This is a genomic window from Tolypothrix sp. PCC 7712 (assembly GCF_025860405.1).
GTDB lineage: Bacteria > Cyanobacteriota > Cyanobacteriia > Cyanobacteriales > Nostocaceae > Aulosira > Aulosira diplosiphon.
Map to the genome: position 1 here is coordinate 4,273,694 of NZ_CP063785.1, position 13,242 is coordinate 4,286,935.

Here is a 13,242-nt window from a genome sequence, read left to right on the forward strand (position 1 = left end):
AAATGTTTCGCTTGTTATTCCGTAAAAAACTACGTTCCTGCTATTTAATAGCAATTTTTATTACTACATTACTACTGACAGTTACGCCCGCAGTCTATTCCGCAGAAACCTTTCCCCCAATACAATCTCAGGCTCTCCCTCCTCAACCGACACGAGAGTTTCGGGGTGCATGGATTGCGACAGTCGCTAATATTGATTGGCCTTCCAGACCAGGATTAACATCATCACAGCAGCAAGCAGAACTTACTGCTATGCTCGATCGCGCTGCTTCTTTAAAATTGAATGCGGTAATTTTGCAGGTACGCCCGGCTGCTGATGCTTTGTATGCTTCTGCTTATGAACCTTGGTCGGAATTTTTGACCGGAGAAATGGGTAAAGCACCATCACCCAATTACGACCCCCTAGCTTTTGCCGTTAATGAAGCACACAAGCGCGGCATAGAATTACACGCTTGGTTTAATCCCTACCGCGCCCGTCACGGTCAATCAAAATCAGCAGTAGCGGCTAACCATGTTAGTAAAGCGCATCCCGATTGGGTGAAGAAGTATGGTAGATATCTTTGGTTAGATCCAGGTGAGCCAGAAGTTCAAGACTATACTGTCAATGTGGTGATGGATGTCGTCAAGCGCTACGACATAGACGGAGTCCATCTTGACGATTATTTTTATCCTTATCCCGAACAAGATAGTCGTAGACGGACAATAGATTTTCCTGATGCACCCAGTTGGCAGAAATACCAGCAAACTGGAGGGAAACTCAGCCGTGATGACTGGAGACGGGACAACATTAACAAATTGGTGCAGCATCTCTATCAAGCAATTAAACAAGAAAAACCTTGGGTGAAGTTTGGTATTAGTCCTTTTGGGATTTGGCGACCAGGTTACCCAGCGCAGACAAAGAGTGCTAATGGTGGCGGGCCTTTCGATGCGTACAATCAGATATATGCTGATTCTCGTCAATGGTTAATCAATGGCTGGTTAGATTACTTTTCGCCCCAGTTATATTGGAAAATTGACAAGGCGCAACAAAGTTATCCGATGTTGCTTGATTGGTGGATTCAGCAGAACCAACTAGGAAGACATATTTGGCCGGGTAATTATACTAGTCGTGTAGGCGATCGCAGTTCAGCTGCTTGGCCAGCTAATGAAATTATCTCTCAAATTAAGTCAACGCGTAATTCTGCAGGCTCAACAGGCAACATTCACTATAGTATGAAGCCGATCATGCAAAATCGCGATCGCATCTCCAATCTACTAGAAAAGGAAGCTTACTCAACACCTGCGCTGATTCCCGCTTCTCCTTGGTTAGATAAGACCCAACCTGCTCAACCTATACTCAACGTTGAGCGCGATGCAACAGGTAAAATCAATAAACTGACTTGGCAATCTCCAGCACCGGAAAAAGCTTGGTTGTGGGTAATGCAAACCAAAACTGGCAATCAGTGGAATACAACCATCCTTCCCGGCTCGCAAACTTCCTACTTATTCAACAGTGCTAATTCTCCCACCAAGATTGATAGCGTCGCCATTTCCGCAGTCAATCGCTACGGTACTCAGGGACAACCAGCTATTGGGGGTTAGGGATTGGGGATTGGGGACTCTTGTACAGACGCGATTCATCGCGTCTCCTCAACTCATGTAAAATCAATTCCGTAGATTCAAAGTGATTACCAGCTAAATATGAGACTAATCCCGAAGGGATGCAGCATTGTTTTCCAGCTATTGGCAATGGTAGCTTTAGCTACTCCAGCATTAGCAGAAATTGTGAATATTAACCTGCTGCAACTAAATGACATCTATGAAATCACTCCAGTAGAAGGGGGAACTCGTGGCGGGTTGGCGCGTGTGGCGACACTACGTCAACAACTTTACAACGCCAACCCTCGTACATACACGGTGTTAGCAGGAGATGCATTTAGCCCTTCGGCTTTAGGAACAGCGAAAATTAATGGTGTACCGCTAGCCGGTCAGCAAATGGTAGCGGTGATGAATGCTGTCGGCTTTGACTATGCGACTTTTGGTAATCATGAATTTGACTTACCAGAACAGCTTTTCTATCAAAGACTGCAAGAATCTCGCTTTCGCTGGGTATCGAGTAATGTATCAGATAGCAAAGGACAGCCTTTCAAAAGTGTACCTCGTGCCATCGTCTTGAATGTGAAAGGCGATCGCGGTGCTGTAGTCAGGGTAGGTTTAATTGGTCTTACCTTGAATAGTAATCCGGCTAAGTACGTTAGTTACACAGATCCCATTGCAACAGCTAAACAGCAAGTCAAGGAACTGAAAGGGAAAGCGGATATTATAGTTGCCATTACCCATTTGCCCTATAGCAGCGATATCCAACTAGCCGAAGCTGTACCAGAAATTGATATTATTCTAGGTGGTCACGAGCATGAAAATATCCAGGCATGGCGGGGTCGAGATTTAACACCGATTTTTAAAGCTGATGCTAATGCTCGTACCGTTTACGTTCACCAATTGACTTACGATACTGTTAAAAAAAGTTTGGCTGTTAACTCCCGGCTAGTACCCATTACCGAAAAAATTCCTGATGAACCAAAAACAGCAAAGGTAGTCAGAGAATGGCTAGAAAAAGGTTATCAAGCATTCCGCGCCAATGGTTTTAATCCAGATGAGCAAATTGCAAAACTTTCATTTGCTTTAGATGGTTTAGAATCTAGCATCCGCAATAAATCCACTCAGTTAACAGATTTAATTGCGGCGGCGATGTTGAAAGAATTACCCGATGCCGATTTAGCTGTATTTAATGGTGGTTCAATTCGGATTGATGATGTGATTCCACCAGGCCCAATTACTCAATATGATGTGATTCGCATACTACCTTTTGGCGGTAAAGTTGTGGCGATAGAGATAAATGGAGCGCTGTTAAAAAAGGTATTGGATCAAGGACAACTTAATAAAGGTACTGGTGGCTATTTGCAAATAGCCAAAGTTACTCAAGAAGCCAATTCAGGAAATTGGTTAATTAATAATCAACCACTTGATGTTAAAAGAACTTATAAAGTTGCTACTACTGAGTTTTTAATTAGTGGTAAAGAAATAGGATTAGATTTTTTAAATTTGCAACAGCCAGGTATTAAGTTAATTGCCCAAAAGCGAGATATTCGTTTTGCTGTAATTGACCAAATGAAGAGTCATGTATATGCTAAATAGATAGTAAAATGACTGGATTAATTAAGTAAATTGACGAGAAAATTTCAATGTATATAAACAAATATAAGTTTAAAGTAGGGTGTGTTATGCCTTAGGCTAACGCACCTGGAGCCGTTTATATTGTCTCGGTGCGTTGCGCTGCGCGACAACACACCCTACATACTTAATGCGATACGAAAACCAATGTATAGGTTAAAGTTATCTGCTCTGATTTTACTGCGATTAGCACTACGGCAATAACCTGGAACGTTGTACCACGAACCACCGCGCAGTAATCGATAATTATTATCTCCACTACTTAGCCAAGCACTACCATCAGTGGGCGCACCTTGGTAATTTTCATGATAATCATCTTGGCACCATTCCCATACATTACCGTGCATATCATATAAACCAAAGGCATTGGGTGCAAAACTACCCACTCGCGTTGTCTGCTGGCGATATTGGCCTTTTTGCCCTGAAGCATATGCATAATTGCCGTCGTAGTTGGCTAAGTTACTAGTAATAGCTTCACCAAAATAAAAAGGTGTAGTAGTTCCAGCACGACACGCATATTCCCATTCAGCTTCACTGGGTAGTCGATAAATACGTCCTGTTTTCTGGCTTAATTTTTGACAAAATTTTACTGCATCATACCAACTTACGTTTTCTACAGGCCGGTTTGCGCCATTACTAGCAAATTTTGAAGGTTTAAGATCCATAATTACTTGATACTGTACTTGGGTGACTTCATATTTACCTATAAAGAACTCAATAACTTTAACTTCATGCTGTGGTTTTTCACTATTTTCTCCTTCTCCTTGTGATGAACCCATCATGAATGTACCACTAGGAATAGATACCATTTCTAAAGTCACTCGGTTTCCTAAGTCTTCTACAAAAAATTTTGCACTACAATGCTGACGGCTAATTTCTTTACCTTTTATGTTTACTGTTATGGTATGAAATTTAAAGGTTTTTAGCTGTGAAGGATGAATTGTTGGGTTAGTATTAGCAGGTAAAGATTGATGTTGTAGAATTGTTTTAATTAATGATGCAACTTTAGCCTTGTTAAAATTCAAATGTTGTAAAACTTCTACTGCCGATTGATATCTTTCCCTTGCCAAGTGTTTAAGTAACTTGTCGAGAATTTGTCCTAACTCATCACTTATCGTTACACATTTTTCTTGTAACCTTTCGCGCCATAACCATTGAGCATTATAAGCATCATAAAGGCGATCGCAGAGATTTCCATTTGCATCTTGTGTAGCCAAACATTGAGTTAACAAACGCGCACAAGTTGCACCCAAGGCATATAAATCACTGGCTGGTGAAGCAAATCCTGCCATTTGCTCACTTGGCGCATAACCGATAGTATAAATTCCGGTGGCTTTTTTTGCTAAACTCGTTTGGGTGACTTGTTGTGCACCACCAAAGTCAATCAACACGAGTTTGCCATCTTTTTGACGGCGCATGATATTTTCTGGTTTAATATCTCGATGAATGACGTTGCGATCGTGGATAAATTGCAGAACTGGTAATAAATCAGCTAAAAGTTGCTGAATTTGTTCTTCGCTAAAGGCTTGTTGGTGTAGTTCTGCTAATAAATTCTGTCCTTGAATAAATTCTTGTACTAAATATAAGCTTGAGCCTTGTTCAAAATAAGCTAATAATCTAGGAATTTGAGGGTGATTTTCTCCCAATTCAAACAGACGTTTTGCTTCTTGCTTAAATAATTCTGCTGCTTTAGTTAATGCGGCGGTTCCCGATACTTGAGGAAAGAATTGTTTGATAACACAAGCATCATCAAATCTACCTGTATCTTCTGCGGCGTAAGTCTTGCCAAACCCGCCTTCACCTAATAGTTTTAAGACGCGGTAGCGGTTTCCCAGTAGCTTACCAAAGTTGCTGTGTCCGCAACTCATGCAAAACTTGTTACTATCAGGGTTAAAGGGATTTGAGCAATGAAGATTTTGACAGATTTGCATAATTTGGGATTATTAAGGTTTTCTGCTTTATAATTCCCAAAGTTCATGCAGAAAATTGCCGATTTTTTTGAACGCAAATAAAATTCATTTCAAGATGCTATAGAATCCTCACGCCTCTAGATTTATCTATGGAGTCAATCCAAAATCCAAAATTGTTTGACCTTGTCGCAATATAGGAAGCCAAGTTGAGAAATCGAATTAATAATCAAATACTGGATCATCCTTTTACAGATTATTGGGATATTTTTGTTCTCAAACATCAGTATCCTCTTAATATAGCTTTCCATATCGTAGGTATATTCTTTTTCTACGGATTGCTATTTTCTGCTTGGCATCTGCAAAACTTATGGTTACTCTTGGGCTTACCATTAACTCAGTTAATTGGCTTAACTGGACATTTCTTATTTGAGCGTAGCCATATAGATTTACAAGATGCAGTGTTTTCTTGGCGCGCTTCTTACTGTTTAGGTAAAATGCTACTGAGGGTACTCATGGGTAAATATCAAGATGATATTCGCCAACGGCAAGAAATATTGAATAATTATCAATCATCTAAAGATGAAGTATGAAGTAAAAATATAAATAAATAATTATGCAAATATTTAATAATTGGAATATAGTTGCTAAGGGTTGGTATATTGCCTGCCCTAGTAAAGAATTAGCCCAAAAACAAGCCAAATCTGTAGAAATTTGTGGTCAAAGAATTACCATATTTCGTGGTGAAGATGGACAAGTGCGTGCTTTGGATGCTTATTGTCCACATTTGGGAACAGATTTAGGGATTGGACAAGTTGACGGTAATTGGATTCGTTGCGCGTTTCATCATTGGGGATTTGATGAAACAGGAATTTGTCAAAATATTCCTTGCCAATCAGAGATTCCGAATCAGGCGAAAGTACAAGCTTATGCAACAATAGAAAAGTATGGTTTTATCTGGGTTTATCCTGATGCTGTAGCGCCAGAAGGTGTGGCTGATTTTGATGAATTAAAGGGTCAAGAAATTGTTGCACAACCTGATACAGCATTTGAGAGAAGCTGTCATCACCATATTTGTATGATGAATGGGATTGATGCTCAACATTTAAAAACAATTCATCATTTAGATATCAAAATGGATTTGTCGCTACATCGTAGCGAATTAGGTACACAAATTGACTTTTCAATGCGGGGAAAATTTCCCGAAACCACCTGGAGAGAAAGGTTAGGTAACAAATTTCTGGGTTCTACCTATGAGTATTCAATGCGTTATGCTAATGGGTGCATTGGGTTGTTAACAATGATGAAAAATGTGCGGCTATTTCCGCCGTTGCACATGATATATGCTTATACTCCCATAGCACCTGGTAGAACGCGTATCCAACCTATTTATGTAACTGCAAAACGTCAAGGATTTGTGGGATATTTGCTGAGTAGATTTTTGCTATTTTGTACTCGCTTGGCTTACTATATGCTCAGAGATGAAGACGGTAAGATTTACGATAATATTCGCTTTAATCCTAAATTACTTTTGAGTATCGATCAGCCATTGGCTCAATATATGGAATATGTTAACCAACTAGAACCTTCTCGCTGGTCAAAATCTGGGGTAAATTCAAAAGTTAAAATTCAAAATTAAATCAATAAAATTAAATCGTAGGGTGTGTTATGCCATAGGCTAACGCACCATATTTTATGGTGTTCTATAAAGCGCTTTAATGATGTTTTTAGTGACAAATTATATCGAAAATATACATTTAACACATATTACTGATACTTCCGATTTTAATTCATAATTCATAATCTAATCAATAACCATTTGAAAATCTGTCACATTAGTATGTAACTTTAGCAACCAACTAGTTAAAGTGTTAATTGATAGCTTGTATCTAATTATTTTTAAGTAATTACCGATAATGAAGAGTTCGCTGGTTCCTATTCAAAATTTGCATCTAAGCGATCGCATTGCTATGTATGCGCTGCTAGATAATCATTTTAAAGGTGTAACCTGGGATGGCTTTCAGGCTGATTTAGAGCGCAAAAACTGGGTGTTGTTATTGCGGGATGACATCACCCATACCCTGAAAGGCTTTTCAACTCTGATGTTGAGCCAGACGACTTTTGCAGGAGAGCAAATTAGTGTAATTTATTCTGGCGATACGATTGTCGATCCTAGTGCTTGGTCGAGTACAACGCTACCGCGTTCCTGGATCAATGCTGTGAATTTTCTGCGCCAACACTATGTAGAAAATAAGTTATACTGGCTGCTAATTTGTTCTGGCTTTCGTACTTACCGCTTTCTCCCGACTTTTTGGCAAGAGTTTTACCCCCGCCACAATATCATCACACCTACTCATATCACTAACCTGATGGGGAGTTTGGGACAGCAATATTATGGTGATTCTTATCAACAAGCCAGTGGTATTGTTCGCTTCCAAAATCCGCAAATTCTGCGCGAGAATTTAATTGAAATTCCTATAGGAAGACAGACTAACCCCCATATCCAGTTTTTTGAACAAAAAAACCCAGATTATCGCCAAGGGGATGAATTGGTGTGTTTAACTGAAATCAGTTATGACAATCTTACTCGTGCTGGACAAAGAATGTGGCATTCGGAAGCGTTGTTAGAATTTATCCAGGATTCGGTTCTGATTTAAAATCTATGCGTCTATCAACTTGCCTATGAAAGTTAAAAATGAAGAGATAGTAATAGCTAAGACTGTAGAAGCACCACAATTTTTTGATGTTAGTCGCTTGTTGAGTAACCTGCGGGGCGATTTGGCGGGAGGATTGACGGCTGCTGTGGTAGCCTTACCTTTAGCTTTAGCCTTTGCGGTGGCTAGTGGTGTGGAACCAAAGGCGGGACTTTACACTGCTATTGTGGCAGGAATTGTCGCAGCAATTTTTGGCGGTTCACCAGTACAAATTACAGGCCCTACAGGTGCAATGGCTGTAATTTTGGTGGGAATTGTCGCCAAGTACGGATTAGAAAAAGTTTGGATTGCTGGGGTAATGGCTGGAATCATCCAGATTGCTTTAGGAATCGCCAAACTGGGACAATTGGTTAAATTTATTCCCTATCCAGTAACGGCTGGTTTTACTAATGGGATTGCCGTTATTATTTTTTGTGGTCAATTAAATAATTTCTTTGGGTTAAAATTACCACGCCAAGAACATTTTTTACCAGGACTTTGGCAAACTTTAACTCATGTAGAAGCGTTAAATTGGGCAGCAGTTTTATTAGCAATGCTGGTAATTGCAACAAATCTTTTATGGCCCAAGATTAATACGACAATACCCGGTTCGTTGATGGGGTTGGTGTTAGCAACTGCGATCGCATCTTATTTGCATCTTGATGTTCCCACTATTGGAGCCATCCCGCAAGCTTTACCGATGCTGCAAGGTATTCCCCACTGGAATGATTTTGGCTTAATTCGCGAACTGATTAATCCAGCTTTGGCTTTAGCCGCACTGGGTAGTATTGAATCCTTGCTGTCAGCAGTCGTGGCTGATGGGATGACGGTGAGCGAAAAACACAACAGCGATCGCGAATTAATTGGTCAAGGTTTAGCCAATATCATTATTCCATTTTTCGGTGGCATTCCCGCCACAGGTGCGATCGCGCGAACTGCGGTTAACGTCCGTTCTGGTGGTAAAACCCGGTTATCTGGGGTAATTCACGGCGTTGCTTTAGCGCTGATTGTGTTAACTTTAGCACCCCTCGCAGCGCAGATTCCCTTAGCAGCGTTGGCGGGGATTTTGATGGTAGTTAGTCTGCGGATGATTGAGTGGGAAGCGATTGGCTTACTGCTACGCGCTACCTACTCCGACTTTGCGGTGATGATTCTCACCTGGCTAGTCACAATATTATTTGATTTGGTTCTGGCTGTAGAAGTGGGATTGATTGCAGCTGGCGCATTATTTATCAAGCGGATGAGCGATTTAAGCTTGGCGAAAATCCCAGAAACAGAAGTATTTCCCCCAGGGATTCCTTTAGAATTAAGCAAAGAAATAGCGGTTTATCGTGTAGATGGGCCTGTATTTTTTGGTGCTGCGGAAAGGTTTGTTACCTTCCTCAGAGAGCAACCAGAAGTGAAGTATTTAATTTTGCGGTTGCGGTTTGTACCGAATATGGACACAACTGGTTTGGTAGCTTTAGAGGATATTTATCACGACTTAGAAAGGCATAATTGTCGTTTAATTCTCACAGGTTTACAGCCACAGGTTCAACAGTTATTAGAACGTTCGGGATTGTTACAAACAATTGGGTTATCTAATTGCTTTGAAACAACTACAGATGCTATTTACTCTATTACTCCTCAATCTTCTCAATCTGTAGCGGCTAATTTAAAATCTCCAGAGTTGTTGGAATTAAATGATTGAAATTAACTGTCGATAAACACCGATTCATTGAGTGTAGATAGTTAAATCGTAGGGTGCGTTACGGCGAAGCCTAACGCACCACCAATAAATTATTTTAAATAATATATATTTTCTAATTCAAATCATTATATGCATTCTACTAGCCCAACCTCTATTTTTAACAATCCGCAACTATTTGTTGAGGGATGGTATTGGGCATTACCATCAAAAAAATTAAAGATTGGCAAGGTAAAAGCTGTAAAATTATTGGGTAGAAATCTCGCAATTTATCGCGGAGCTAGTGGACAAGTAATAGCGGTGGATGCTTATTGTCCACACATGGGCGCACATTTCGCAGAAGGGAAAGTAGAAGGTGAAGGAATTCGCTGCTTTTTTCATAATTGGAAATACGATGAGCGCGGAATTTGTGTAGAGGTTCCTTCACTAGGAAAACCCTTACCTGTATGTATTAAAACTTGGTCAACAGCAGAAAAATATGGCATGATTTGGGTTTGGGTGGGAGAAGATAAGCCAAGTAAATTACCTTTTGTACCGGAACTAGAAAATGTAGAATGCGACTATATATTAGGGACTCATTTTATAAAAAACTGCCATCCCAATGTTTTATTAATTAATGCAATTGATGCTCATCATTTCAATACAGTACACAATCTACCTTTAGAGATTGTCTTTGATTCCCAAAACCTCAACTCTCATGCGATTAACTTCAGCAATACTACCAGAGGAGGCGATGATTCCTGGTTAATTCGCCTGATTCGTCCTCTATATCGCAATCAAGTTACATATAGTATGTGCTATTGGTACGGCAGCACTGGGACTGTCACACTGGGGCCAGATTTTCTACATTTCTATATTATCTTTGCTTTGCGAATGTTAGAAGATGGCACAACAGAAGGGCAAACAATCTTAGTAACTCGTAAACGCAGTGGGTTTTTAGGATGGAGTCTAAATCGTATATTGTTGTGGTTAACGCAGCAGGTTGGTAATTACTTTGCTAAAGGTGATACCCAAGTATTTCAAACTATTAAATTTGATTTAAAAACACCCATTAAAGCAGACCAGTCAATTCTACAATTTATTCAGCATGTCAATCAGCAAAAGGCTTTAAGCTGGGGGAATTGGGAAAATAATTCATAATTCGTAATTCGTAATTCGTAATTTACTAGATAAATAATATGGATTTGTCATATAAAATTGCTGGACTCGATTTACCATATATAAATTCTGATGATAAATTGCGGCGAATATTAACAGCAGCATTACCTAATCAAAGTGATAATACTTCACAGCCACAATTAGATTATTGGGATGCGGAATTTTTTAATTTGCATCAAGTCCAAATTTTTCAACAAGCGAGTTTAGATGAACAATCTGCCATACTTCAGCTTACCAATCGCAGCCTGTTAGCAGAATCTTATTTCATTGAGAAAGCAGGCGTTGGGTATATGGCAAAAATGGTATTGTTAGCCGAAACAGTGGAAGAACGAATACTATATGCACTTTTTAGTGCTGATGAGGCTACTCACCTCAGCCAAATCACTAATTTTTTACCAGAAATTGCATCTACTAATAGCAACGATCCATTTTTGAACTTATTAGCAGAAGTAGTGGAAAGTGCAGACAAAACAGTATTGTTGTTTGTGCTGCAAGTAGTTTTAGAAGGATGGGGATTAAGCCATTATCGCCGCTTGTCTAAAGAGTGTCATTATCCCATTTTAAGCGAACTTTTCTCAAGCTTTCTCCAAGCAGAATCTCGCCATCATGGTACAGGAACAATGCTATTTAACCGCAATCCTGTTTCACCAACAAGCAAAGCAACTGCAATCGATATATTAGCCAGCTTTCTATCTATGGTACAACTCGGGCCGCAAAGCGTTCTATCAGCCATTGAGCAAGTAAAAGGACACCTGACGCGATCGCAAAAAATCCAAATCCTCGAACAACTTGATACCCAAACCCACAGTGGAACCAGATTAGAAATATTGCGATCGCTCATGCGCGGCGCATCCGCAGCAGCCATTGTACAAGCTTTAGACGAACGCGGCGCATTTTCACCACTCCCACCTCATCAATGCGTCTATTAAACCTCTCACTCTTCTTTTCGTGAGCCTGATTAATACTTATCATCACAGTGCAAAAACTTTTGTATGCAAAATACTATTCCCAAACTATCAGACAATCCAACCACTTATCGTAAATTACAAATTAATCATACCCGCAACAAACAGCAAGACCATACTGCTTTAATGGATGAAGCAACGGCTAACTTTCGCTATGAAGATTGCCAAAACGAATATTGGAATCCCGAAGAATTTTCTCTACTCTACGGTACAGTTTTATGGGAACAATCTAGCCCACATCAGCGTATAATTTTAAATCAACTTTACTGGGTAGCATACTATTCGCAAATAGTCTCAGCCGAAATTGCTACTATATATTTTAATCAAACTAGTGCAGCCGGACTTTATGCTCACGAAGATTTCCGCTTAATCTGCGATACTTTAGATTTAGAATCATCCCAAGAAAGAGCGCATATCAACGCTTTTCGTACAATTGCTAAACAGGTTGAGCAAGCATTATTTGGAGAACTCATCTTTACTTACCCCATGCGCGGCCCGTTTACAGAAACGATGGTTTATGCTGACACAAACGCCCTCAAAATTTGGTGGAAAAAAATCCAACTACAATACTTTGGATTGATTTCTGCAAATAATATCTTTTTAGCTTGTCAGTATTTCACAGTCCGAGGAGTGCGGACACTAAATGGCAAATTAGTCCAGCATAAACTCAGCAATTATTATCAAAAATATCCTCATCCTGAAACTGCGCCTATTCCTGCAAAAATCTCTTATTACCACTTTCTCGATGAAAGCTTTCATTTTAATAGTTCGACAATTATATCTCACGATGTTATTACCTGCCTCCCTCCACCAACGGCATTTGAGAGCCTAGTTGCTAATTTAGGATTGCTTGGCTGTCAGCGCGATCACTTTCACTTTTCGGCGGCGATTAACGGTATTTTCTGGTACGATCCGGCACTGTATGACAAGATTTATAAATTGTTGCGATCGCCAATTTTTTCTATGAGCAATATTGATGCTAAAGAAATGATGCGTCGCTGTTTTACCGAAGAATCGGAAGGCTTACATTGCAGTTTTTTAACCCATCAAGAAGCGATGGCATCTTATAGAGTATATGTAGAAAAGCTCGATTATCTTTGGCAACAGAATCGAGAAATGTCAATTATGGGAGCTAATTCTCTGGCTCGATATCTAGCAACTCAAAAAAGTGCTTTTCAAAAGTTTAAAACTTATCAAAATTGAAATAAATCTTAATCTATATATTTGATAAAACAAAAGTTATCTACATAGCTTTTGTCAGAATATATCAGTGGACATGCAAGAGGTACATATCATGCACAAAGAATATATGGAGATTCTAGAAACATTACTTGATAAATTGACATTATCTGCAATTTTAGAAATGTTAGAGCGCTTATGCCACAAAAAAGCAGAAAATTTGAGAACTCATTGGCAAGACGAACATTCAGCAAAGCTGTGGGAGAAAGCTGCTAGGCAAATAGAACAGATAAATGTTGATGTTTGATTAAACAATAAAGCCAAGTAAATAAAAGAGATTGGGCATTGCTAAGATTCGTAGTACCTACAAAATGCGAATTATGTGCCTAATCTTTCTTATTTAAAGGACAGTGGCGAACCTTTCCTTGAAAAAATCTTCGATTT

The 13,242-nt window shown here is 39.5% G+C and carries 11 protein-coding genes; 10 read left to right on the plus strand and 1 reads right to left on the minus strand.

The features are described from left to right. Positions 1-2 precede the first annotated feature (2 nt). Both HGR01_RS17760 and HGR01_RS17765 read left to right on the plus strand, forming a co-directional pair. Complete coding sequence (locus tag HGR01_RS17760; RefSeq protein ID WP_081583918.1) at positions 3-1,580, plus strand: glycoside hydrolase family 10 protein; 1,578 nt, start codon at positions 3-5, stop codon at positions 1,578-1,580. A 99-nt stretch (positions 1,581-1,679) separates the two neighbouring features. Next, positions 1,680-3,173, plus strand: a complete 1,494-nt coding sequence (locus HGR01_RS17765) for a bifunctional metallophosphatase/5'-nucleotidase (RefSeq protein ID WP_045867381.1) — start codon at positions 1,680-1,682, stop codon at positions 3,171-3,173. Between the two features lie 155 nt (positions 3,174-3,328). Here the strand turns inward: HGR01_RS17765 and HGR01_RS17770 are convergent, their stop codons facing one another. Further along, positions 3,329-5,140, minus strand: coding sequence for a bifunctional serine/threonine-protein kinase/formylglycine-generating enzyme family protein (locus HGR01_RS17770; protein WP_045867382.1), 1,812 nt, complete (start codon positions 5,138-5,140; stop codon positions 3,329-3,331). A gap of 185 nt (positions 5,141-5,325) precedes the next feature. Here HGR01_RS17770 and HGR01_RS17775 point away from each other — a divergent pair, with 185 nt between their 5' ends. From HGR01_RS17775 to HGR01_RS17810, 8 genes are all read left to right on the plus strand, one after another. Next, positions 5,326-5,709, plus strand: a complete 384-nt coding sequence (locus tag HGR01_RS17775; RefSeq protein WP_045867383.1) for an Mpo1-like protein — start codon at positions 5,326-5,328, stop codon at positions 5,707-5,709. A 23-nt stretch (positions 5,710-5,732) separates the two neighbouring features. After that, positions 5,733-6,755 (plus strand): aromatic ring-hydroxylating oxygenase subunit alpha, encoded by a 1,023-nt coding sequence (locus HGR01_RS17780; RefSeq protein ID WP_045867384.1) that lies wholly within the window; start codon positions 5,733-5,735, stop codon positions 6,753-6,755. A 277-nt stretch (positions 6,756-7,032) separates the two neighbouring features. After that, positions 7,033-7,773 (plus strand): hypothetical protein, encoded by a 741-nt coding sequence (locus HGR01_RS17785; protein ID WP_045867385.1) that lies wholly within the window; start codon positions 7,033-7,035, stop codon positions 7,771-7,773. 25 nt (positions 7,774-7,798) lie between these two features. Next, positions 7,799-9,499 carry a SulP family inorganic anion transporter gene (locus HGR01_RS17790; RefSeq protein WP_045867386.1) on the plus strand — a complete coding sequence of 567 codons (1,701 nt, stop codon included), beginning with the start codon at positions 7,799-7,801 and terminating at the stop codon, positions 9,497-9,499. Between the two features lie 129 nt (positions 9,500-9,628). After that, on the plus strand, positions 9,629-10,636 hold the full coding sequence (locus HGR01_RS17795) for an aromatic ring-hydroxylating oxygenase subunit alpha (RefSeq protein WP_045867387.1): 1,008 nt from the start codon (positions 9,629-9,631) through the stop codon (positions 10,634-10,636). 38 nt (positions 10,637-10,674) lie between these two features. Next, a complete protein-coding gene (locus tag HGR01_RS17800; RefSeq protein ID WP_045867388.1) occupies positions 10,675-11,583 on the plus strand; it encodes a hypothetical protein in 909 nt (302 codons plus the stop codon). Positions 11,584-11,646: 63 nt separating this feature from the next. Further along, positions 11,647-12,822 (plus strand): hypothetical protein, encoded by a 1,176-nt coding sequence (locus tag HGR01_RS17805; protein WP_045867389.1) that lies wholly within the window; start codon positions 11,647-11,649, stop codon positions 12,820-12,822. 91 nt (positions 12,823-12,913) lie between these two features. Then, positions 12,914-13,105: a hypothetical protein gene (locus HGR01_RS17810; protein WP_045867390.1), complete on the plus strand. Its 192-nt coding sequence runs from the start codon at positions 12,914-12,916 to the stop codon at positions 13,103-13,105. The last annotated feature ends 137 nt before the right edge of the window (positions 13,106-13,242 follow it).

Coding starts and splice junctions, on each gene's coding strand:
- HGR01_RS17805 (WP_045867389.1), top strand. CDS start 11,647: ATGCAAAATACTATTCCCAAACTATCAGACAATCCAACCACTTATCGT.
- HGR01_RS17765 (WP_045867381.1), top strand. CDS start 1,680: ATGAGACTAATCCCGAAGGGATGCAGCATTGTTTTCCAGCTATTGGCA.
- HGR01_RS17800 (WP_045867388.1), top strand. CDS start 10,675: ATGGATTTGTCATATAAAATTGCTGGACTCGATTTACCATATATAAAT.
- HGR01_RS17770 (WP_045867382.1), bottom strand. CDS start 5,140: ATGCAAATCTGTCAAAATCTTCATTGCTCAAATCCCTTTAACCCTGAT.
- HGR01_RS17780 (WP_045867384.1), top strand. CDS start 5,733: ATGCAAATATTTAATAATTGGAATATAGTTGCTAAGGGTTGGTATATT.
- HGR01_RS17760 (WP_081583918.1), top strand. CDS start 3: ATGTTTCGCTTGTTATTCCGTAAAAAACTACGTTCCTGCTATTTAATA.
- HGR01_RS17795 (WP_045867387.1), top strand. CDS start 9,629: ATGCATTCTACTAGCCCAACCTCTATTTTTAACAATCCGCAACTATTT.
- HGR01_RS17785 (WP_045867385.1), top strand. CDS start 7,033: ATGAAGAGTTCGCTGGTTCCTATTCAAAATTTGCATCTAAGCGATCGC.
- HGR01_RS17790 (WP_045867386.1), top strand. CDS start 7,799: ATGAAAGTTAAAAATGAAGAGATAGTAATAGCTAAGACTGTAGAAGCA.
- HGR01_RS17810 (WP_045867390.1), top strand. CDS start 12,914: ATGCACAAAGAATATATGGAGATTCTAGAAACATTACTTGATAAATTG.